The organism is Endozoicomonas sp. ALB115, assembly GCF_049310245.1.
Lineage (GTDB): Bacteria > Pseudomonadota > Gammaproteobacteria > Pseudomonadales > Endozoicomonadaceae > Endozoicomonas.
This window is the reverse complement of sequence record NZ_JBLYZG010000035.1, coordinates 1-23,292: the sequence shown is the minus strand read 5'-3', so window position 1 is coordinate 23,292 and position 23,292 is coordinate 1. Positions and strand designations below refer to the sequence as shown.

The following is a 23,292-nucleotide window of genomic DNA, read 5'->3' as shown; positions in this document are numbered from 1 at the left end:
AAACTCAGATCAGTACCTGCCTTGGTTATTTTCAGGCAAGGTAACAGGATCAGCCTCGTCATCATACTCTGGTGGCAGCAGCAAAAAGTTCCTTGCAAGTGTGGAATTGGGCATCATTTGGTAAAAAATTTTCCCGTCATGTACGCTCGACTTCACAGAATAGCCGCGCTCACTGAGCAGTCGGGCACCCGGAGAGTCCGGCTGCCGGAGCATCTGCTCCAGTTCAGATTGTTCCAAGGTACCAACAGAGGGCAGGATGGCCTTCTGCTGCAGTCGTATCGTCTCAGTTTCCAGGGCATCCCGGATGTCAGCCGACATAAGTTTTTCCAGCCCGGGTTGGTTCGCCACCACGATCATCTTTTCTGCCAGGGTCATTGCTTCGGGTAACCGGACTTGTCGAAGTTCCCCTTCATTGTGCAGGCGTCGATAAGCGCCACCGGACCCGGTATCCGGATCCCAGCAACCAGGCGGTTGGTGATCTGTACTCCGCCGGTGGTGTTTTGTGAAGCAAGGTGAAATACCGGCTTTCTCAGCGATAGCGAACCGGACCAGATCGTTCAGGCACTCACGCAAACACTGATAGGGGTCCGGTGCCTGCTCAATCAGTAATCGTCGTTTATGGTTATCAACCGGGAGATGGTATCGACTGGTGAACGGATTGGGCACCTGGTGATGCCATCCCCCGGTAATGCTGGCCAGATCCCGAAAGCTCAACATGACTGACTGGATCAGCAGGGTGAAGTCCGGGTTGTTGACCACGGACAGCAGTTCAATCTTTTCTGGCTGAAAATAGCCATCATGGATCATTTCACTGGTGTCAATTTCTGCTGAGTCCGGTGTCAGCCTGATCGTCGGAAAGTCCTCCCGTGGTGGTTTGACCCGCAGGATATCCACAGTATCCCCAAAGCGCAGCACCTGACGCAGCAGTAACTCTTCCTCTGTGCATTGGTGGTCAGGAGTAAACGACGGATTTTCAGCATCCATCATTTTGCAGTTTTTGTTTCTCAGGGCGCTGGCCACCAGGGTAACCAGCTGCCCGGGGTACTGTTGCAACCTGGTCATATCACGCTGAAACAGTTCTGCTGCCCGCAGCTCTTCAACATTTTTATGCTCATCTTCAGCGACAGCATCGTGGTAGAGTTCGGCAATGGGTAGTAACTCTTGCAACTCAGGATGCTTCAGCAGTAATTCCCGGAATGGCTTATGAAAGTCGGGCAAAACCTTACTATCGATGAGGAATTCGGTGGCCAGCTGTGCGCGCAGGGCGTGATCCAGTCCGTGCCATTTGCGGTAATAGGGTTTTATGCCCTTCGCCAGGATGGTTTGTGCCCTGTTGGGATGGGGAGACTGGTAATAATACTGACCGACTTTCAGGGTAATTGACTTATAGCGGCCATCAGGCAGGATTTCCATGCCCTCAAAGGTTGGCGGTGATGCCAGAAAATTCACCAGCCAGTCCGGCTGGCATTCTCCTTGTTCCTTTCGCCGGACCACAACGGCAGGCTTACAAGTGTAATATTCCCCCAGAAAAATACTCAGCCTTTGATCAATGGTTCGATTGAGCGTCGCTGTACTCTTTAAATGCTCACGTAACTGTTCATCACTGTATCGCCGGGTTGAAAATCTATTTTCCAGAAATTCTTTAACTGCATGCCCATAAACCGGTTCATTGGTAAAAAAGCGATCATAAAACTCCTCGCCAAGCAGTCCAACAGCCTTTTGACGTAGCTCTGAACTATCCAGCTGCCGGTGATTCAAATGCTCGTGCAATGCTGTCCTCAGGATCGATACTCTATTAGCTATCATATAGTGTTTAGTAACGGGGCCGTCCCCATCATTGCAAAGAAGTTCCCACAGCACCTCGTTACGAATGGTATTGGCTTCATCGTCGGTCAACAGATTCGCCCGGAGAAAATGATTGGCAGATGTTAATATTTCAAGATGATCTGCAGGCTGGGTTGATGTTTGATAATTGAGATAGATTCTTGCGCCGTAAGCGATGAGCAGGCAACACACCAGCGGATTACAGTGGACAGGTGTTGATTCCTTGTACCCTAATAAATAGGGAACAAACAATTTGTTATTTAATAACTCCCGGCAGATGACCGCTTGTGCGGCAAAGGTGGGTTTAACCTGCTCGAAAATGTAGTCCCAGCTAGACTGCTTGTCGTGTATCTCGAAAGCATAATACAACCAGGGAAAGTGTTTATGAAACGGGGTCTGCTCAAGCAAAGCTTCCAGTAATAGATTCGGTAAACCCACTTTGCTGTTGACCCCGTCCACCCGGGCTGGAAGTTCGCTTAAGAAGGTTGCTGAATCACAGTTCTCGATGGCTGTCAGGATGGCTTTGATGTCGGTGCCAAGTGCCTTGACACTGGCTGATACCGTGCTGACCTGCTCCGGAATATTTTTCAGCAGCTGCAGAAATCGTTCACCACCGGACTGACTCAATAACTGGTAAAGCCTGAGTTCCTGTCCAGTGAAGTTGACATATTGAGAGAAGGCACGGATGTTTCGCCGCAGCATTAGCGCTTGTGTACGGCTGATTTCCACCGGGGGAGACAACACCCCCTGATAACTGTTGTACAGGCACAGTTTTACAGGCTCACGGAACTCATCACCGGACGCGTTACCTTTATTTTGCTCGAGCGTCAGAATATTGCCCATGACTTCTTCAAGACGGCGAAAAGAAAACTCCCTGGTAAAGTCCAGAAGATAGCCATAGTGCATGCGGTCAAAATTAATGTGACAGAGAATTTCCGGATATTTGCCTGCTTCTTTAATGATCCATTCAGACGGTTGGTGCAGTAAATAGCCATTTACACCAAGGTGTCCTGAGGTTAAAGGTGATTTGCTAAACAGGGAGTGCTTTCTGTGGTAACTCTCTGCTATTTTCTCTTCCAAAACATGCCAGCTGGTAATTTTCTTGGTGTATGTGAACCTGCAGCACGGTTCCCCCGAGGGATTCGAACAGACATCTTTTTTATAAGCCCAGAGCATATGGCAACCGGGCGCAGGTTTCAGAACCGTAATGACCTGGTCTGGCCTGGTGCCAAATTGATCCGGCCGCCTGGCTTCTATTGCATATTGGGCACCGGGTGACAATAAACTCACTGGCCTGTATTGATCGCCTGAACCGGCAGCTTGTAACGCATTGACAACACGAACCATCATTCCGCCAAACTGACCGAATGCGGCAACAGGATTGTATTCCTCTTTCTTGCCGCCTGTCGGTGGTGGATGAAATCCTGACGAACCAATGCTTGCTTCCGCCTGAGGTATGGACATATCAAGGGTCTCAATGAATTTAAAATCGTATATCGGACTGCACGGGAGTAAGGCTCCGCCTGAGTGAAATGAGCACAAACTTCAGACACCGAAAATATCGAAAGGTTCCCCGTAATCTGGCAGCCCGGGCAGGTGCCATGCAAAGCACAGCGGCGGAAGTACCGCCGCAGCCATGTCACCGAAGTGGCAGTGCAGTTTTGTCCTCAATAATCATGATCAATTACAGGGTGCGCCGTGCTCTGTAGCGTGCTCGAATAAGTTCCTACCCTCTTCAGTAATTGCCTCAAACCCGGCAAAAAATTGATCCAGGTCAATCGGTTGTTTGTTGACCAGCTCGTATTATCAGCACTATTTCACCAGTTCATTATTTGTACAGAGATGCATTTTGTCAGGGGTAACACTACCTGTTTGTGTGCTGGTTTCCGGTTTTAGTGATAACGGTAAAATAAATGAAGAAACTTCTCGATAGTGCGCTGTCGTCTGTCATCAAGCGAAGAACGTTTATCAAGTGGGGGACTGCTGCGGGCAGTGCCGCTGTTGTCGCTGGCAATGCGTTGCCTCTGAAAGCCATGGCAACGGATTCAACGCAGGCAAGAGCCGCTGGAGACAAGGTGACCTGGTCTGCCTGTATGGTGAACTGTGGCAGCCGCTGTCCTCTCCAGGTGCATACCAAAGATGGCGTTATCACCCATGTTGAATCGGATAACCGGGGCGATGACGTATACGGTGATCATCAGATTCGCGCCTGTCTGCGCGGTCGCTCCATCAAGCAACGGGTATACAACCCTGATCGTCTGAAATACCCCATGAAGCGGGTTGGCAAGCGTGGCGAAGGCCGCTTTGAGCGCATCAGCTGGGATGAGGCGCTGGATACCATCGCCAGACAGTTAAAGTACACCATCGATACTTACGGTAACGATGCGATCTATTATCAGTATGGCTCCGGAACCCAGGGCTATAAAACCGACGGTCCTTTTGCCTCCAAGCGCCTGCTGAATATGCTCGGTGGCTTTCTGCCTTATTACGGTAACTACAGTTGGGGACAGATTCAACGTGCTCTGCCGTTTACTTATGGCGGTGGACGTCCAGCGGCGTTCGGTAGTTTCACCAGTGAAATCGCCAATGCAGAATTGCTGGTCATGTTTGGTTACAACCCGGCAGAGACCCGCATGAGTGGCGGTGGGGAAATCTACGAGCACATCAACTCGGTGAACAGCAAAAATGTGCGTACCATCATCATTGACCCGCGTTATACCGACACCATGCTGGGCAAAGAGTCTGAGTGGATTCCAATCCGCCCGGGGACCGATGCTGCCCTGGTAGAAGCCATGGCCTGGGTGCTGATCAACGAGAAGATGGTGGATGAAGCATTCCTCGAGGCGTTCTGTGTTGGCTATGATGAAAAAACGCTGCCAGCCAGTGCACCGAAGAATGGCCACTACAAAGCGCACATTCTGGGCCGAGGTGCTGATGGCATCGAGAAAACCCCGGAGTGGGCGGCAAAAATTACCGGTATTCCAGCGAAAAAAATCATTCAGCTGGCCCGGGAAATTGGCAGGGCCAAACCTGCCTACATTATTCAGGGTACCGGTATTCAGCGTCAGGCCAACGGTGAACAGGCGAGCCGTGCCATCTGCATGCTGCCAATTCTGACCGGCAATATTGGCCTTGCCGGCACCAACACCGGCGAAATGCCAGGAAACTATGGCTTCCCGGTGAAAACCCTGCCCATGGGTACCAACCCGATCAAGACGGCGATTCCATTCTTCAAATGGACAGATGCGATTCATCGTCACCATGAAATGACGGATAAGACCGATGCTCTGCAGGGCGGCACGTCACTGAAGAATCCGATCAAATTCATCTGGCAATATGCGGGCAATATCACGGTTAACCAGCACTCTGATATCAACCGGACCAAAGAGATCCTGTCTGATGAGAGCCTGTGTGAGTTTATCCTGGTGTTTGAAAACCATATGACACCTACCGCACGGTTCGCGGATATTCTGCTGCCGGATATCACCACCATTGAAAATTATGAAGTGGCCAGCAACGGCTATGCCTCGGGCACTCTGGGCGCGGTGATTCCGCTGGTGCCTGCTATTGCCCCGATGTACGAGTGCCGCAGTGCATACGACATCTGTGCAGGTATTGCCAAACGCTTTGGTCTGGAAGCGCAGTACACAGAAGGCAAGACCCATGAGCAGTGGGTGGCGGAACTGTACGAGCAGATGCGTAAAGAACAGCCTCAGGTGCCAACACTGGAAGACCTGCGTCGTGACGGTCCCTACAAACAGCTGGCACCGAAGCATATTCGCATCGCTCTGGAAGGTTTCCGTAAGGATCCTGTGAACAATCCTCTGGGAACCCCATCCGGGAAAATCGAAATTTACTCCGAACAACTGGCGACCATTGCCGCCGAGTGGGAGCTGCCGGAAGGGGATGTGGTGACACCGCTGCCACAGTACGTCACCACCTGGGAAAGCCATCTGGATCCTTTGACTGAGAAGTATCCGCTGCAGCTGATTGGATTTCACACCAAGGGCCGTGTGCACTCCACATACCACAACGTCGCTTTCCTGCGTGAAGCAGTGACCGATGCCGTGTGGCTGAACCCGGCAGATGCACAGGCCCGGGGAATCAAAGATGGCGACATGCTGAAAGTCTGGAATGACCGTGGCGAGACCCGGGTTCCGGCTAAAGTCAGCCCCCGGATTATGCCGGGTGTTGCTGCCCTGGCCGAAGGTGCCTGGTACGCACCGGGTAAAGACGGTGTTGACCGTGGTGGCTCATTCAACGTGCTGACCACTCAGCGCAGTACGCCGCTGTCCAAGGGTAACCCGATGCACACCAATCTGGTTGAAATTGCCAGGGCATAACAGGATAGGAATTAAAGTTCGATGAAACAATTGGGATTTTATGTCGACACGGCCAAGTGTACGGGCTGCAAAACCTGTCAATTGTCGTGCAAAGATGAGAATGACCTGAAAGTCGGTGTGAACTGGCGCCGGGTCTATGAATACGGCGGTGGTAGCTGGTTTCAGAACGAAGACGGCACCTACGCCCAGGACGTGTTTGCCTATTACACCTCCATCAGCTGTAACCACTGTGCCAAGCCAGCCTGTACCAAGGCCTGTCCAACCGGTGCCATGCATAAGCGTGACCAGGATGGCCTGGTGGTAGTTAACGCCGACGTCTGTGTTGGCTGCCGTTACTGTGAAATGGCCTGCCCCTATGGCGCACCGCAGTTTGATGCCGAGAAGAAAGTCATGACCAAGTGTGATGGCTGTTTCGACCGGGTTGAGCAGGGCAAGCAGCCGATCTGTATCGAATCCTGCCCGCTGCGAGCCCTGGATTTTGGTCCGATTGATGAGCTGCGTGCCAAATACGGCACGGAAGCGGATATCGCGCCACTGACGGACTCCTCTCTGACTGAGCCATCGCTGGTGATGAAGGCGAGCCGTCATGCCAAACCTTCCGGTGACAAGACCGGACGCATTATGAACACTCGGGAGGTATAACCATGCATGAGTTGCCACTGGTATTTTTTACGGTGCTGGCACAGGGCACCGTTGGCCTGTTCCTGGTACTGGCCTGCCTGCTGATGGCGAACAGTGATGCCCGCCGTCAGCAGCTGTTGAATAAACTGCTGATGGTGGTTCTGGTGCTGCTGGGTGTCTCCGGCGCTGCGGCCATGACTCACCTGGGTCAGCCATTGCGTGCCATGAATGTTATTTTTGGTCTGGAACATCTGTCGGCACTGAGTGTTGAGATCATCACCACTTCGCTGTTTGGTGGTGCTGTCTTCACTTATGTGGCCATGGTGCACTTCGGTATCCTGGCAAAGTTGCAGAAGCTGGTTCTGGCGGGAGCCATGGTATTGGGCGTGCTGTTACTGCTGGCCATTGCCAATGTGTACACCCTGGCCACAGTGCCTGCCTGGAACAGCGGCTGGACCATCTTCCAGTTTGTTATGACCGCTTTTGTGGTGGGTATCCCGGCAGCGGCGCTGATGCTGAGAAGTCAGTCGGCCTCTTTGGGTGCATTCCAGAAAAACACTGATCGTGCACTGGCCACCCTGGGCTTTATCACCCTGGGTCTGGTGCTGGTGGGGTACCCGCTGTACCTGTTCTGGCTGGGGCAGGTTGATCTGTTTGCTAATCCGCTGGGTCTGTTTGACTACCACGGTCGTCTGATGCTGGCCCGTCTCGGTCTGTTGTTTGCCGGTCTGGGCGTTTGGGTGATGGCTGCCACTCGTGGTAATAACTCATCGGCAGGTCTGGCAGGGGTGAGTACCGTCCTGGTGCTCACCGCTGAACTGTGTGGTCGTATCTTCTTCTATGATCTACATCTGTCGTCTATGTGATCAATATAATTATTATGTAAGCGAGTAAATGCAGGACACCTGCAGTTATAAGCACAATAGCCTGAAAATCCCTATACAGGGCTTTTCAGGTTCTGCTGGTTCTTTTTACCCTCAACTGTTCACCGGTTTTCTCTCCAGAAACTTCGCTTTAGACGTTTCAGGTTGGCCGGTTCCAAACGCTGGTCTTCACCGACAAGGCATTCAGAACCGATGCACACCTTCATTTCTCCGCCTTTGGAGATCACAGAGGGTTGAGGCGCAATGGAGCGACTGTTCAGTATCATTCTTCGACCGTGTGAGCCCATATTCTCCATAACGGATACATTCAACACGCTAGTACCATCCTCAATATTCACGGCATAAAAATAATTGAGCCCGACGCCCGGATTACAGCTGTTAGAGGACATTTGAGGAACAAAAGAGCTAAACAGCAGCATGCCATTGATCAGTGAGGCCCGGCCCAGGATTTTCTCGCCGGGATCTTCCAGTCTCATATACCAGCCAGCAGCTCCGCTCAAAGAGCCCAGTGCCGCATTTTTATCCCACTGGTTACCGTGTTGAATGATGTTGGAGGTCGCATCGTACAGTGACCACTCAGTAATGACCCCACCGTTGGCATACCGGTAAGTGGTCGGCTTGTTAAAGATATTGCGGTCACGAATTACATACATACGATCCTCCACCGCCGTATTCATGGGGCTGGGGCGGGTACCGCTGCCTATGGCGATATTGAGATATTCGCGATTGCTGTCAACGGCTACAGTGGGTGCCTCAAAAAAACGCCGGGCATCCACTTCAGACTCGCCTGCCAATTGGGCAATCAGACCACCGTTGGCGAAATTCCAGGACCCGGTGTTATCGGGATTGATATCAATACGGAACACCTGACCGCCAATATCCACTGCATAAAAGTAATCGGTCAGGCCATCCTGGTTGATATCAACCAATGTCAGATCTGCCGGAATACTGTATTCCATTTCCGGGATGCTCAGGTTACCGTCTTTGCCAGCATGCCAAAGCATTTCACCGGAATAGGCATCGACCATATATATTGCCCGGCCTATGTCGTTTTCCTCAATTTCCGCTTGCTGGTCAGCATCTTCGTCATAGCCCCCGCCAAACAGCAACACATACCGTTCAGACCCCTGCCACTTGACCTTCGTTAACTGCGCCTTTGACCAGGTTTGTCCCAGCTCCGAAAAGTCGGGATTTCTGGATGGATCGTCGTCAGCCTTGTTATTGGAATCCACATCCCCTTTGATAACCCATCTAAGTTTCGGGGTATTCCGGTTAGTGACGTCCAGAGAATAGATATTACTGCCTCCCCTGCGCATGGTCAGGAATAAGTAGGCATGCCCATGACCGTCCGTTATGTTGCCATCGCCGTTCCAGTCCCTGAAAAAGACAGTTATCGGTCCATCCATGCCATATATTTTGGCTCTGCCAGGGTCGGGCTCCGGTGGTGGAGCTGGCCATTCATGCCTGGGCCTGATATCACAAACAGTGTCGCCGACCAACATACCGTTATAATGCCATTTACAATACTCAGGATGTGCACACCTTGATTTTGACCAATCCCAATCGCATTCATCATCGTTCGTGGGTGTCGGGGGGATAAGACGACAACTCTCGCTCAGGTTTAAATCTCCCCACTCAAACCTTTCTTCACAATAACGGGCCGGCACACAGGCACCGGGTACCTGGTAATTCCACACACACTGTGAATCCGATGTTGGCGCACCGGATATCGCCGGGCGAACCGTCCCCTCCCGGTACATTCGCAGGTTGCCCAGCAATTTCTTGGGAATGAACGAGAAAGTAGTGTACCCACTGGTATCCACAGCATGGAGAAAACCATCATTGGTGGTAAAAAAAATGGTTTTATCCACATCACCATGCCACCCCCAGGGGTTATAAGTAACAATGACCGGCTGAGTATGAATAGGGTCACCCATACTGAACCGTGGTTCTATCAACACACCATCGCCATCGTCGTCATCAATATCAATGCCCCGTGCCCACTGCAGCAGCGATATTTTCTCCAACATACCAGTAACGCCCAGAGTACCGTCAGGAAAAGAAACAAAATTGCCTTCGTTGACCCTATTCGAATCGCTTGACAGCTCCACATCCCTGTCGCCAGTTAAATTGGTATAAATCGGTCGCGCCGGATCCAAAAGCGACGCAGCCCCACCGGCTGTAACGACTTTACCATCCGGTGCAGCGCTCCAGAAACTCTGGGCATTGTCAGAAAAAAAGCCAGTCACCGGATCAATGGCCAGATTCCCGTTGGCATCGTATATCTGATTATCATCACCCAAACGGTAACGTTTCAGGTTGCCCGTCCAGTCTGGTCCGGAGCTAGGGGCAAAAACGGTGTAGTAAAGTTCATCGGTGGACTCAAGGGAGTTAAACGCATTGACGGGGACGGTCGGTGAAGCAAATGAGGTGGATTCCGAATTGACCCGAACCATAATATCGGCAAACGCCTGACTCAGCTGGTTAGCATCCTCTGCCCGGTAGTACTTCCCGTTACCGGCCCTGACGGAATTGGACAGTACATCTGACGACCATTGATCCATTTCACCAAAGCCAATAACGCTTAATAAGACGTTCTGGTCGCCATTAAAACCGCTGTGAATATCATGATTGGCCATATACCAGATAATTTCATTAAGGCATTGGTGACAATCGTGGTACAAATGACTTGGTATGGTCTTACCCGCGATCATCCGCTCAATGTCAATATCAGCACTGGTATCATAGGAAGGTGCGCCATCAGTCAGCAAGATGATATTGTTCTTTTGGCATTCTGTGACAATGGGGGAACGATAATTCGCGCCTGGATTCCAATAGGCACGGAAATCGCTGCCAAAGGGGTTCGACGCGAATTTTGTGTACTGCCCCGAAAAATAAAGGTAGGCTTCATACAACGTTTCAGCCATTGGTGAAAAGCCATTGGGACTCAAACTATCAATGGCATTCATAGCCCCTTGTCGGCCCGTGTCAATATCTTCAGATGCGAATATAACGCGGCCGCCCTCATCATAGTTAAATCTCATTACACTGATGTTGATATTCTGTGCATCACTGATAAAGTCCTTGGCCACTTGCTTGGCTATATCCATGCGGGAGGGGCCAGAATACTGACAATTCCCAAAAACACCACATACCTCGGGCCTCGCGAACATGCTCGCTGATGTATCCATAATCAGCATCACATTGGGCTGGGCTCCAGTGGGAAGGTCGGCAACAAACAGATCAATATCATTTGCCGCCAGTTCACAAGATAAAATCAGGGAGAGCAGAAAACACGCTGATGTCCTTAACCATCGAGAGATGGTCTGCGAGTATTCTGAATATTCATATTTTGAATGATCGTTGCTAAACATTCCTGACATTTTTATCCACTGTTCTGTTGTTATGCCCAGCCAATGCTCATATCTACGAAGGGTGATACTTTTATCAGGCAATAGCAGAATTGACAGTTCCTTACTCCGGTGCCGAACCCTGCGGTGGTGTGATCAACAGAACTTGCAAGACTTGAGCCGTATTTTCAATCCAGATCACCAGCGCAGGCTGCTCCGGGGAGTCCCGGGACTCCTGCAAGTCCTCCAGGTCCCGCAAGTCCTGCAAGGTTGCCTTCTGACTACCACCACCCAGTCTGCCCACTTGCAACCGCTGGTCAAAGACCAATCGTTTTGGCAGACAGGTTGCACAGGGGTAGGCCCAGATCAAGCCACTGGACTCATTGCGAAATTCAACTTCTATCTTGCCGAACTCCTGGTCAACTTGCCTGCCCGCTGCGTTGCCATGGACCGCCAGGCATGACAGCCATATTCCTGTCATGGCAGCCAATAGCCAGTAGCGGACATGACTGTCATGGTGTTTGCTCAGTAACATAAATCACCCCCATGCTCTGGCCTGACCGGGCACAACTTCATTGATGGCATTGTTCTCTATCTGGTAAATCAGACCAGCACACTGATTCCCCGAGCCCGCTTATTCCAACTGACGGCAGCAGCCATCATGTACTGATCAATATCGGCAGCCCCCCCGGAAACAACACCATTAGCCACCTGCAGCCGTGCCAAGCCATGCACCGGGGCAGAGGCATTATTTCCTGGCCTGGCGGAGATATAGGGTGGCCTGTTTATTCAGCCAGTTGACCGGTTGCTGGTTGTTCCTGAAGTGCAGGTGAGGGTTTATCAATGCGTTCAATACCCCATTGCTCCAGCTTTTCTTTCCATGTTTTTCGAAAATCCGATGAAGTCTTGATCTTTCCCAGTGTCAATAGAGGTTGAGGCATTTCTTTTCTCAGACACTCGCCAACCAGATTCATAAACCATGCGGAGTTTTCAGCGGCTTGTGCAAGGCTGTCAAACCCTTTAAGACTTTCACCAAGGGCGTTCAGGTGCTGAAGGTCATCGAGCATTGATTCCCGCACTTCCTGCTCCCGCGCGTACCGGGAAGCAAACAGTCGTGACTTCATCAATCCACCCGATCGACAGGTTTGCAGTGCAGGTTGATCCAGTATTTCAGTCGCTTCAGACAGTACCTCCTTCACGGAATAATGGTCTTTAAACCGAACCAAAGGGCGCTGGCGCTGATCCGATGGAACGGGAAAACTTTCCCATATTGAAGCTATGTATTCCTGTAGCTTCTGATTCTTGAACTTAAGCGAGTTCTCTTCAGCCACCAGCATTTCCAGGCTGAGTTTTTCAAGGTCATCAGCGGTGCTGGCAACACGAAATTCCCGATAATCGGACAACCCCACAGGCTCTTGCCAACAGGAATCAAAACGAAAAATCTCTTCAGCAACACGCTTGGTTATTGTGCATTTCTCAACTGCGAGCCCATTCTCCTGGCGCAGTCTCTGAATGTTGCCCGCCAGCTCTTTTTTTAAATTTTCTTCTTTTAGTTTTTTTTCTTCCAATGCTTTGTTTCTTAATCGTTCCTCACTATCGGTGCGTTGAAATTGACTGACGCCGGGAGGGCTGTTGTTATCACAAGCCGTCTCAGGCTGCACTGACGAATCGGCAATCCCCGGGGCTTTCATATGCACTGACCAGGTTCTTTTTGTCATTGCCGGAGACAACGACAAACCCAAAGGCTCGAGACTTTTTATTAATTCCTTTGCTAATTTTCCACCCGCCCCGTGCCCTTCCAGTAAACTTGCTATTTCTTCTGCAAATGCTTCAAATGTTGGCCGCATGTGTGTCACTGTAACGGAAAGCTCGTCCTCAGTGCTTTCCGACAGTCTGAAGACAAAATCTTCCGGGTTTCCTGCCAGATAACCCATAAGATATTGGTAATACTGGCAACCCTTCTGCACATAGGCATTCAGGGCGTTTTGATAGTGTCGGGCAAATACAGGGATGTTTTTCCTGTACACACTTTCAGCAGTTTCAGAGTCGAGGTAGTTCTTACTGGCAAGTTTCCTGAGTCTTTGCTCGCCAGCCTCCCGGAGTTGTTTCAATGGCTGTTTCAGTGCTGACGACCCTGTTATTATGTTGTCCTTGTCTTGTGCCCGCTTCGTGGCAGCTGACACTGCTTTTGCTATCTTGCCCTTAAATAGCCCTTTACCCGGTTTCGATTTCCCACCTGATTGAATATCCAGCATCGGTGTAGACATATTTGCACTTGATGCCGCCTGCTGACTGAGTGATAGGTTATTCATAAACTCCGGACTCGTGAATGCACAATAATTATTATCAGTTTCGCCTGATCAAACCCTGATCATCGGTAATCAAGATAGTCAGAAAGAAAGAAAACGCCCATATTTTCCCGGCAGACAAACTCTTCAATCAGGTTGATCAGGGTGCATGAAGGTAAGTAGTTAACCAAATGAAATCGTATTTTCTGACTAAGTGGACAGTCGCTCCCGGCAACTGCTCCTGCGTTGCTCTAGCTCCTGCATCCATGCAGTCGTGCGGCGTTACAACTACGGTCACATAGCTACGGCTATGCTCCCTACGTTGTGCCTTGCATAGTAACTGACCACTTAGCCAGAAATATACGATTCCATTTGGTTAACTACTTAAACGTAATCATCATTTCAGGCTTAAACGAAACTAAAGAGGCAGGGATAATGAACTTTGACTATTAAAAATTGTCACAAAGTGCGTTGATACAAATTTAAGATCAACTTTAAAAACAACAGTGGAGTCATTTGTGGATTCAGTCAATGCACCAGCTACAGCGACCAAATCAAATTTTCAATGCCCTTTTTGCTTAGAAGATGATTTGGAAGCCCGGTTTAATGATTTTGTCGTGACCCATTGTTGCAAACAACCCTTTCACTTCGATTGCATGGAACAGTGGAAAGCCAATGAATTAAGCATTCAGGGCAGGGAGGCCTGTACGGTTCCCGTCAAACCATGCCAGACTTATTTGAGCTGTATGCATTGCCGACAGAATGCCCTGCCTGTCGTTAATCTGAACACCCTGGCTTATAGCAATAGCCACAGCACCGGTTACTGTTTACCGGATCTTGCTGACTTTCTGAAAAAGCGTACTAACAGTCGGCAGGCAAGCTCATCCGAAAACGATCAGGGTGGCGCAGAGGGGAGCAATAACAGCACAACAACAATGGCAAGCGGCTCAACGAGCTTGCCAGCAAGCTCAGTTAATGATGCGAGTATCAGGGGCAGTGAAGACCATATCATTCCTGATTTACCGACCCTGGTCAGTCAGGGGTTGAAGCGCCGTCATGAAGATTTGCGCTCTGGAATTGAAGAGCTACTGGCAGTTCAGGCCTGTGTCATTGGCGATCAGGACATGCTTCAGGAGATTGCACAGCAAGCTCCGCATATTTTTAGCACCACTCAGGAAACTGTCCTTTATCAGGGACCTGTACCTCTGGCTCTGGTGGCTGCTGAACATAATCATGAAACGTGTGTTAAGAAGATGGCCGTTAACCCGAACATGTTTCGACAGTCACTGACGCATGCCCTGGAAGACAATGATGAAGGCACATTGGCAATGCTGATCAGGAGCGATAAATTGGGGTTTGCCGATTTGCACCTGCTCCGGGCAATTGAACGAAAGGACAAGAAAAAGGCGAAATCGCTGTTGGCCGCTGGCGTTGATCCCTATCCGATAGCCCAAAATGTCATTAGGGCTGACCACAGCCCGGCAATGATAAATTTCCTGCACAGCATCGGACTCAGTGGTGGCAAGATTGTTCTCATGGCCGCAAAGGCAGGGAACAGGGTGCTGCTAGGTGATTTTAAGGAATCGTCTGAGCTTCGCAACATCATCAGGGATGGCCATTTCATTGAGGCCATAATCCTTGCTGCACAACAAGAACACCGCGGCGCATTGCGGGAACTGACAGCGTTTGTGACGCTGACAGACGCGCTGTGCATCTGTGTCCGTGCGCATAATGAACCCGCCATTGCTGCGTTGCTCAAATCGGGGGCGTGTTTGGTGGATGCCATGGTGCAGGCCGTTTCTAAAAGTCAACTGGAACTGTTTGAACAATTACTGGCCAGGAACATAGATGACGGTGGTCACTATTTAAGGCTTGCTGCACAAAGTGGTGATGAAGGACTGGTACAGGCCCTGCTCAATGCCGGCATTGATGCCAGTGGCGGGGATGGTCAGGCTGACACGCCACTGGTTATAGCCACACGCAATAGCCATGCCAGGGTGGTCAGTATGTTGCATGACGCTCTGGGGCCTGACCAACGAGTCAATATTATTGTCCGGTCGACCAGGGAAGGGACTGAAACGGAATTGCGATCACTGCTGGCTTCCTACCCGGGGGCGGGACAAATGTTCCGTGAGATGCAGCGGGTCATTAGTTATTTGCGTAATCAACCTGGCTACGGTGAACCGGCTATCAGACGGCTGTTAGATAAAATGGATGTCGGTAAAACAGTGACCATTCTTTCTGAAGCCCTTAAGAATAACGATGACAAAATGCTGGCAACGCTACTGGCGGTCGGGGTCGATCCTAATATCACTGATTGCAATGGCTTGCCTTTGCTGCACGCTGCTGCTGACAGAGGAGACCTGCAGATGGTTCAGCTATTGCTGGAGAGGGGGGCAATAGCTGATCTGCTGAATATGGAAGGGAAAACTGCCTTTTCCATTGCTGTCCGAAAAGGCTATAAGTCGATCGCTAACCAGCTGATCAAAGCGACAGGTGGCGTAGATATTGAAAGTGAAGTAACCGCAGCGGTTGGTCGGGCAGACGTTGAAATGCTCAGGCCTTTGCTGGGTATAGCTGACCTTGGTGGCACAAAGTTCCGGCAACTGTTCCGTCAGGCTGCTGTGAGTGAACAGCGTCAGGTGGTCAGTGTCTTCGCCACGCAAACAACCTTCAGCGTTGAGATTGCCTTTGCCATGGCGCTTGGCGATAACGAGTTGCAGGTGGTTGATGAATTTCTCAAGGCCGGTATGGATAAAAGCCGTTGCTGGTCGGCGTCGGGCTTGCTGATAGCGGCAGCACGCAAGGAGGAAGAGAAGGTTAAAATGCTCATGAACAATGGTATTGATCCTGCTAATGACATTAAACTTGCGGCACAAGCCCGGGAAACGGAAGCCCTGTCAGTACTGCTATCGTCTTTTGATAATATTGAAGAAAGAAACAGCCAGGTTAAGGCACTGATTTTCAGTGAGGTGGACAATCCGCCAGTGTTCTCATCGCTGGTGGATGTTGAGCGTGAGTCCGGAGCTGCTGGTCTCAGGACTATCCTGGTGTCGATTTTGGCCATGAGCAAACAAGTCCGTACCGATCTGGAGAGTGTGCTGACAGCAAAGCAGATCATTTTGGCTGAGGACAGGGATGCAAACAGGGATGCAAACAGAAAGGGGAAGCCGGAAGATTCCCCCGCCCTTAACCGACAGGGAGGCAGGCAGCGGGATATAGTTGAGGAGCCGCCGGGTCATGGCAATGTGAGGATAAAATCCTGTGATGATGCTATCAATGACCATCAGACTCATCTGGAAAGGAATGAAGCTGTTATCCGGGCATTGATTCGCGCCGGAGCCGATCTTGATATCACCGACGAGACCAGGGGCTCTCTCCTCTCTCAGGCAATACAGGAGAACTGCCATGACAGTGTCCGGTCCATTCTGGCTTTCTTGACACGGTCAGGCCCGACTGCCAACACCCCTGCTGCATCGAGCCAACACTCCGGTGGTTACATCAACAGAGATCTTTCAAGGGTATTGACCGATGCTTTGGTGTTGGCCATTGGTCTGGACCGGCAGCCAATGGTCAAGCTGCTGCTGGACGCGGTGCATGGGATGAAACATGTTCAATGGGATCTCTCCCGGCTCAATGGCACTAGCGACCTCCTGCTTGGTGTTGCCCAAACGGGAAATATCGATCTGTTGCGAGAACTCTGGCAACTGGGTGTCCGGGCTACCCCGAGTCTGATTCGGATTGTGCAGCGTGTAGACGAGAACAAGCTGCACCAGTTTGTCAGGGCCGGGATTAAACTGAACGCTGCGGATGTTGGCAGAGGTCTGCATCCGTTGCTGCTGGCCGCCATTATGTTCGCTGAAAATAGCTTTACACGAGTGGTGCGTTCCATTGTCTCGATCACTGACAATGTTGACGACGTTATTTGTGACCAGCAACTGACATTACAAGAATCGGTGCGGTCAAAGCTTTGGCAAATTGTGGCTGAACAGCATGACCGCATAATGAGTGTGCTGGTTCGCGCTGCTGATGGAGGAAATCACCGACTTTTCGAGACACTCGCGGGCAACCAGGAGATGGCGGATCCCCTTGGCCGATGCCTGAGCGATGCGGCACGCCGTGGCCATCGCAAGGTGGTCAGTGAACTGATCAACATTGATGTTGATATCAACTCCGAACCGGAGGTATTTCTGTATGACGTAGCCCTTGAGCATCCCGATATTGCCAAAATGGTGGTGAACTATTGGGCAGGAAAAGCGAACAGAAATCTCCCGGTTATTGTCGAGTCAGCGCTTACTTTGGCAACAGAGAAACTGACGGAGCAGCCCAGTGCTGATCGGCAGCAGACAGAGCAACTTTGTCTCTTTTTAAAGGGCTTGCTGGGAAACACCGTGCCCTCTCAATCGACAGACTATCAAAAGCCCTCTGGCGTAAAAAGGCACTAATCCCCATACAACCACCAGAGCCTCCCTGGCTCCGGAGGCTGTTGTTATATAGATAGCCAAAGCGGCTTAAGGAACTTCATCCTATTTGTCTGGTTTTGCGTAAACGCTTTGGTAACACTTGGGTCGCTCTCTCTGCTGCTCCTGATAAGCGGGTTCTCTGCGAACAACCCTTTCGAGCTCAGCGGTAAAAGCCTGTTGCGAACGATGGTAATGCTCCTTGCTGACATATCCCGAGTCCATGCAAGCTTTTATTTCTTCTAACTGCGCCTGTCGTCTGGCAAGACGGCTTAGTATTTCAGTAAAAAGATCAGCGACGGTTTTGTCATCGGCCCCGTTGCGACGGACTCCGTTGAGTTGTTCCAGCAATTCATCCCGTTTATTTGCCTATTTGGTCGGCTCGGCCCACACGGCTTCTGCTATGACGTAATACCAACTCCACCTTCTAAATATGAACTGCGCAGCCATTTTGAACCGCTGGATCTTCGTTGGAATTCCTCGCAATAGCCCTGCTATTACTCGTCATTCCGCCTTGCCCAGCGGTCCAAAATGACTTGCTCGTTATCATATTTAGAAGGTGGAATTGGTATAACAGACATCAAATGCTTTTATGTTGCGCGTACCCCATCAAGAAGCATTGCTGATATCTTGCGGACAAAACGTCAGTGTGAACAGGCACTGGGTATTAAACAGCCGTTGCCTCTGGTTGTTTATTGCAAGCACAAGGGATCTGTCCAGGTCTGCTTTGATGATGAGCTTGATAGTGAACATCTGGCCCTGAATGAGGCATCCCTGGATGAATTTGCCCTATTCCATAACCTGTCCCAATGAAAAAATTATTTCCTGTACTGTTTCCGCACGTTAAGGGTTTAGGCTGCAATTTAGAAAATTTATTGTTTATTTTCCTGCTTATTCTTTTACGACGATTCTTTTGATGCCAACGGTGTATCTGCTTCACTGTTTTCCAAAGAACCGGTATCTTCCGGTTTACTCTTCTCTTTAGCTAATAATGCCTTAAGGTTTTTGTAATATTCACTGAGAGTTATACCTTTTCCCGCACTGCGTAAACCTTTCCTTTTAATAGACGGCACTTCCAAAGTATTTTTATTTTTATCACGCAGGATAGAGCATGCTTGTTCAATGATTTCACCAGGGGTGCTATCGTGACCCGGTCTTGTTTCTTTAAGATGTTGTTCCGAAAATCGTCTAACACTGTTTCCAAGTTCCTCTATCCCTGAATTAATTTGTTTCTGCATTCTTCTTTTTCTATCTTTTTCTAATTTTATTCGTTCATGATGATTCAGGTTTGTGCGTGGTCTTTTTGCTCTTGGCTTTGCAGCCCGGAGCAGTAATTCCTTATCATCATCAATTAATCGAGCTGCCAGTTGTAGAATCTTTCCGACAGTGCACTCATTGTTGTTCAGTTCTTTAATACGCATGAACTTACTCACTTCACTGCTTAATTTTGATACATTAATCTGGCTGCTCTCAACTTCAGGATCAGCAACAGGAATCGATTCGCCCGAAGTACGCATTTTTTTCAGAGGAGGAGGGCCATTCAGGGTTTCCAGAACCCAGTTTGATGAATTTGAAGAACTTGCTTTAGTTTTTTTCTGCTGTGCCTGGTATTGAGAAAAATTTTCTTCAAATGCGTTCTTAATGTGCTTTTCAGTGGTTTCTGCCAGTATTTTATCGGTATGTTCTCGAAGTTGTTTGTTTGCTTCCTCCAGCCTGGTTTCTAATAATGGCCTGATTGCTTCTGAAACCGATTTTACAAGACGGGGTTGCATGCCCGGAATAGTTGCTGTTATTGATGATGAAACAACTTGATTTATTTGTTGCTGTAATAAGGGCATCGTAGCTTTGACAGCATTGGTTACCTCACTTTTGATTTGTTCCCCCAATAGTTCCCGCATTACATCAGGCATTATAGCTTTGACCGTGCTGTTTATCTCCGTTTTAAGCTGAGGAATGACGGTGTTAGAAATGGCTTGTGCTACAACTGACAATAGCCGCGAGGATTTTCTTGCAGGGTTGTGGGGGGGCACCGTTGATGCATTGTGGTTACCGATTTCCAGGGTCGGCCTGAAGGTCAAATCGGGAGTCGCTGGTGCACTTAACACTGCAGCATTGATCTGCGAAACCAGAGGGTGGTTTGGAGGCAGAGGCAGCTGAAGCGAAACCCGGGAAACCTGTCGGGGCAGATTAGCCTCTACAGGGGGGGGGGAGAAATGAGCCAGTCGTTGACTTGGTAAACGGGGAGCCGTTGCTTTTGGAGAGGCGTCTGACATTAATGGGGGACGATTGGATCTGATGAGTACACCGGACGACAATAAAGGATCCTGACTATCAGGGCGCAGGCCGGAAACTGGTGGTGATTGCAAAAATGACGCACTTTGATCTGGGCAACTGAATCGATAACCCGGGGAGCGTTGTAAATTTGGATTGTAGATCCCGCTAGACGTCAACATGGGGGGCGTTTCTTTACGGTGCTGGGGGGAATTTATGAATTGCCTGTGATCCGCAGGGGCAGCATGCATTACCGGATTTATATTGCAGTGTGTTGTCTCTGTTGCCTTGATATTCCTTTGTTGTAATTGAGTAGTGATACTCTGTCCGGGCATCATTGACATTGGCTCAGACTGACACAAACCCGGAGTTGGCGTATTGAAAACACGGGGCTGGGTTGCATCTGTGATTAAAGTACCTTCTCCTCCGTTAAAATTTAAAAAAGAAGGAAAACCATTGCCCATTGATAAAGGAGAATTAAACATGCCCTGAAAACTACCCTGAATTTGTAATAGTACCTTAAAATTATGACCTTTTGATTAACTATAAGTTCAAAACTGTATTTTCCATGAAAACTCGCTGGGTTCTAATGTAAGCCATAAATCCCTTTCCTTGAGGTCAGTTAATAGATATTCCATTGATGCTTGTGCAAAGTCAGTGCCAAGGTTTTTTTAAAGGGATAATTCAATAATTTATAGAGAAAAAGTGATGCTGATAAGGCTTTATTCTATGTGGATAAGCCAGAAATCGGGGATATCTGCACTGCAACGATACACACCAGAGCAGATATTCATGATTTCATAATGCACAGTGCTTATTGGGTTAAACAGGTGCCAATACCGTTTGAATTATTATCAGCATTAACCAGTACCATACTGATACTGTCGTTTTCTCAGCCTGGTCAGATGGGAGAACACACCATGAATATTGTCGTGTACAGTGGCAATTGTCGTATCCGTTCACTAGCCTGATCGTTCAAGTTAAAAGTGCCTGTGTGCCGTGAAAATGTTGACGGTAACTTCTAATGATGTAAGACAGGAGCGAGCTGACTAATATGACTCCGGCCAATATCACGTCATCCAATCCCGTTTCCTCTCATGACGTTAGCAACGAAGGTAAGCAGGCGGCTGCCAACGAATCGGATCTGAAAGTCTGGCAAGAAGGCAGTTCGTCAAAAGCCCGGAAAACTAAAAAAAAGAAGAGCCGCTCAGGTGCTTCTGATAAGCCTTTTTCAGGTGCATCCCCCTGTGCATCCCGATACCTGGACAACCCGGCCTATCCTGCCGTCCAGGAGCAGCAGACCAGGCCCGACAGGGGGCTGAAGTCCCGTCATTGCCAGCGCTCAACCAAGACAGCTGCATCGCCTGATGTTACTGCCAGAGGTCGTGATTCTTCTGATTTTCAGTTAGTTGCCCGACCAGAGTTGAGCAAGGCGAATTTGACGCCTGCGGAGTTCAGGCCTCGATACAAGACGCCATTGGTTGATATCGGAGCCAATCTCATCGGACACAGGTTTGATGACTTGTCCCGGGTTATTGCCGATGCTTCCCGGTCAGGCGTAGGTCGCATCATGATAACGGGTACTTCTATTGCTTTAGCAAAAAAGGTGCAGAAAACCGTGGATAAATGGCTGAAGCAATCTCCGCATTCTACTAGGGCCGCTGGAGCCTGTGCGTCTGCCGATTCCTCCCGATGCTCTTTGTATTACACAGTGGGATGCCATCCACACAAAGCCAGGAATTTTAAGCAAGATGGTGGCATACCGGAAATGGAAAAAATTATTGAACGGGGCGGCAGCCACTGTATTGCAGTAGGTGAGTGTGGATTGGACTTTGTGCGTGAGTGGTCTCCCAAAAATGTCCAAAGAGATGTGTTCAGAGAGCAGCTGGAGCTTGCGGTACAACTGAAAAAGCCACTGTTTTTGCATGAGCGGGGTGCCCATAAGCAATTCATTGAAATTCTGACAGACTACATAAATCAACTGCCTTCTCCAGCCATGGCCTGCGTTCATTGCTTCACCGGTAACAGTGAGCAGCTGCAGGCTTATCTTGATCTGGGCTGTTCCATCGGGATTACCGGTTGGATCGGCAACACGCGTAATAAAGATCTGGTGGGTGCGCTGCGCTCTTTCGGTTGGGAAGCCCTGCGTGACCGGCTGATGGTTGAGACCGATGCACCTTTTTTAAAACCTTATCTGGTTATGCCCCGGCAGCCTGATCATGGCAGTGGTGGTCGTGGCAAAAGACAACGTGATAATGAACCGGCCAATCTGCCCTATGTGATCCATGCGCTGAGCCAGGTCCTGGGTGTGGATGGAGAAGAGATTGCTGCTGCAACCACAGAAAATGCCCGCCGGATATTCTCACTCGTCGACTGACACCGCATCGGTAAATAACTGGTTAAAATGATTGGGCAATAATCAATCAATAAGATATAAAAATTAGCCAACCAAATGTTATTCATCCCGATTGTTTTTGACTGGATACGCTGTAAATTCAAGCCAAACAAGGCAAAGGAGCACAGGGCGAAAAGTGTCACGTATAAATACCGGTTTAATCATTCTTCAAACAGCGTATGTTGGGTCACAATTTTCAAGCCTACAGGCTTCTGGTTAAGTCGTGTCCGATATACAGAGAACAGAAGACGAACAGTTGGTATCCCCGGCAAGGCGGGCTTTTTTCCGGCGTTTCGCCCCTGAACCCGAGCAGGTGATCCCCAATAGCCGCTATCCACGGCCGCCATGGGCAGTAGATAACACACTGTTTCTGGCGCTGTGTACCGAGTGTGATCAGTGTATTGAGCAATGCCCAATGCGGGTGCTGGGACAATCCGATGAGCAAGAAGAGATTCTTTCTGGCCGTCCTGTACTGGACCTTTCTTACGGTCGTTGTGACTTTTGTGGACAGTGCGTTGATGCCTGCCCATCGGGAGCCCTGAGCCGTGAACAAGGGAAAAAGCGGCAGGTGATTCCCCAACTTGCTGGCAGTTGCCAGGCAGAACTGGGGATGTACTGTAACCTCTGTGAGGAAACCTGCCCTGAACAGGCGATCAGCTTTGCTGCGGATAATAAGCCGGTGATAGACCTCAGTCTCTGCAGTGGCTGTGGCGAGTGTGCTCTGGATTGCTACAGTCATGTATTGGTTATGGCCAAAGCTTCCTGGGAGCCTGTCGGACTTAAGCGTCCGTAGCGAGGATTGCGAGAAATTGAGGATAAAAATTTCTGCTTCTGAGGAGAATAGCGGGGCTATTTG

General features: G+C 49.8%; 14 protein-coding genes. 7 read left to right on the top strand and 7 right to left on the bottom strand.

Going from position 1 to position 23,292, the window contains the following annotated elements:
- Positions 1 to 9: 9 nt before the first annotated feature.
- Positions 10 to 3,288: a hypothetical protein gene (locus tag ACO6VE_RS15465; RefSeq protein WP_422462175.1), complete on the bottom strand. Its 3,279-nt coding sequence runs from the start codon at positions 3,286 to 3,288 to the stop codon at positions 10 to 12.
- A gap of 449 nt (positions 3,289 to 3,737) precedes the next feature.
- Here ACO6VE_RS15465 and ACO6VE_RS15460 point away from each other — a divergent pair, with 449 nt between their 5' ends.
- Genes ACO6VE_RS15460 through ACO6VE_RS15450 form a run of 3 tightly spaced genes read left to right on the top strand, consistent with a single transcriptional unit; the run spans position 3,738 to position 7,654 of the window.
- Positions 3,738 to 6,167, top strand: a complete 2,430-nt coding sequence (locus ACO6VE_RS15460) for a DMSO/selenate family reductase complex A subunit (RefSeq protein ID WP_422449832.1) — start codon at positions 3,738 to 3,740, stop codon at positions 6,165 to 6,167.
- Between the two features lie 21 nt (positions 6,168 to 6,188).
- A complete protein-coding gene (locus ACO6VE_RS15455) occupies positions 6,189 to 6,809 on the top strand; it encodes a DMSO/selenate family reductase complex B subunit (RefSeq protein ID WP_422449833.1) in 621 nt (206 codons plus the stop codon).
- Between the two features lie 2 nt (positions 6,810 to 6,811).
- On the top strand, positions 6,812 to 7,654 hold the full coding sequence (locus tag ACO6VE_RS15450) for a dimethyl sulfoxide reductase anchor subunit family protein (protein WP_422462173.1): 843 nt from the start codon (positions 6,812 to 6,814) through the stop codon (positions 7,652 to 7,654).
- 119 nt (positions 7,655 to 7,773) lie between these two features.
- On the opposite strand, the gene ACO6VE_RS15445 is transcribed toward ACO6VE_RS15450, so the two are convergent.
- From ACO6VE_RS15445 to ACO6VE_RS15430, 4 genes are all read right to left on the bottom strand, one after another.
- Complete coding sequence (locus ACO6VE_RS15445; RefSeq protein WP_422462171.1) at positions 7,774 to 11,055, bottom strand: pilus assembly protein; 3,282 nt, start codon at positions 11,053 to 11,055, stop codon at positions 7,774 to 7,776.
- A 91-nt stretch (positions 11,056 to 11,146) separates the two neighbouring features.
- On the bottom strand, positions 11,147 to 11,557 hold the full coding sequence (locus ACO6VE_RS15440; RefSeq protein ID WP_422462169.1) for a hypothetical protein: 411 nt from the start codon (positions 11,555 to 11,557) through the stop codon (positions 11,147 to 11,149).
- Between the two features lie 68 nt (positions 11,558 to 11,625).
- Positions 11,626 to 11,748: a hypothetical protein gene (locus ACO6VE_RS15435; protein ID WP_422462168.1), complete on the bottom strand. Its 123-nt coding sequence runs from the start codon at positions 11,746 to 11,748 to the stop codon at positions 11,626 to 11,628.
- A gap of 59 nt (positions 11,749 to 11,807) precedes the next feature.
- A complete protein-coding gene (locus ACO6VE_RS15430; RefSeq protein ID WP_422462166.1) occupies positions 11,808 to 13,334 on the bottom strand; it encodes a hypothetical protein in 1,527 nt (508 codons plus the stop codon).
- 494 nt (positions 13,335 to 13,828) lie between these two features.
- On the opposite strand from ACO6VE_RS15430, the gene ACO6VE_RS15425 reads away from it, so the two are divergent.
- Positions 13,829 to 17,755, top strand: coding sequence for an ankyrin repeat domain-containing protein (locus ACO6VE_RS15425; RefSeq protein ID WP_422462164.1), 3,927 nt, complete (start codon positions 13,829 to 13,831; stop codon positions 17,753 to 17,755).
- Between the two features lie 81 nt (positions 17,756 to 17,836).
- Here the strand turns inward: ACO6VE_RS15425 and ACO6VE_RS15420 are convergent, their stop codons facing one another.
- Positions 17,837 to 18,121, bottom strand: a complete 285-nt coding sequence (locus tag ACO6VE_RS15420; RefSeq protein ID WP_422462162.1) for a hypothetical protein — start codon at positions 18,119 to 18,121, stop codon at positions 17,837 to 17,839.
- 180 nt (positions 18,122 to 18,301) lie between these two features.
- On the opposite strand from ACO6VE_RS15420, the gene ACO6VE_RS15415 reads away from it, so the two are divergent.
- Positions 18,302 to 18,583: a hypothetical protein gene (locus ACO6VE_RS15415; protein ID WP_422449841.1), complete on the top strand. Its 282-nt coding sequence runs from the start codon at positions 18,302 to 18,304 to the stop codon at positions 18,581 to 18,583.
- Between the two features lie 86 nt (positions 18,584 to 18,669).
- On the opposite strand, the gene ACO6VE_RS15410 is transcribed toward ACO6VE_RS15415, so the two are convergent.
- Complete coding sequence (locus ACO6VE_RS15410) at positions 18,670 to 20,526, bottom strand: hypothetical protein (protein ID WP_422462160.1); 1,857 nt, start codon at positions 20,524 to 20,526, stop codon at positions 18,670 to 18,672.
- A 569-nt stretch (positions 20,527 to 21,095) separates the two neighbouring features.
- On the opposite strand from ACO6VE_RS15410, the gene ACO6VE_RS15405 reads away from it, so the two are divergent.
- Positions 21,096 to 22,418, top strand: a complete 1,323-nt coding sequence (locus ACO6VE_RS15405; protein ID WP_422462158.1) for a TatD family hydrolase — start codon at positions 21,096 to 21,098, stop codon at positions 22,416 to 22,418.
- Between the two features lie 241 nt (positions 22,419 to 22,659).
- Positions 22,660 to 23,229 (top strand): ferredoxin-type protein NapF, encoded by a 570-nt coding sequence (gene napF, locus ACO6VE_RS15400; protein ID WP_422462156.1) that lies wholly within the window; start codon positions 22,660 to 22,662, stop codon positions 23,227 to 23,229.
- Positions 23,230 to 23,292 lie beyond the last annotated feature (63 nt).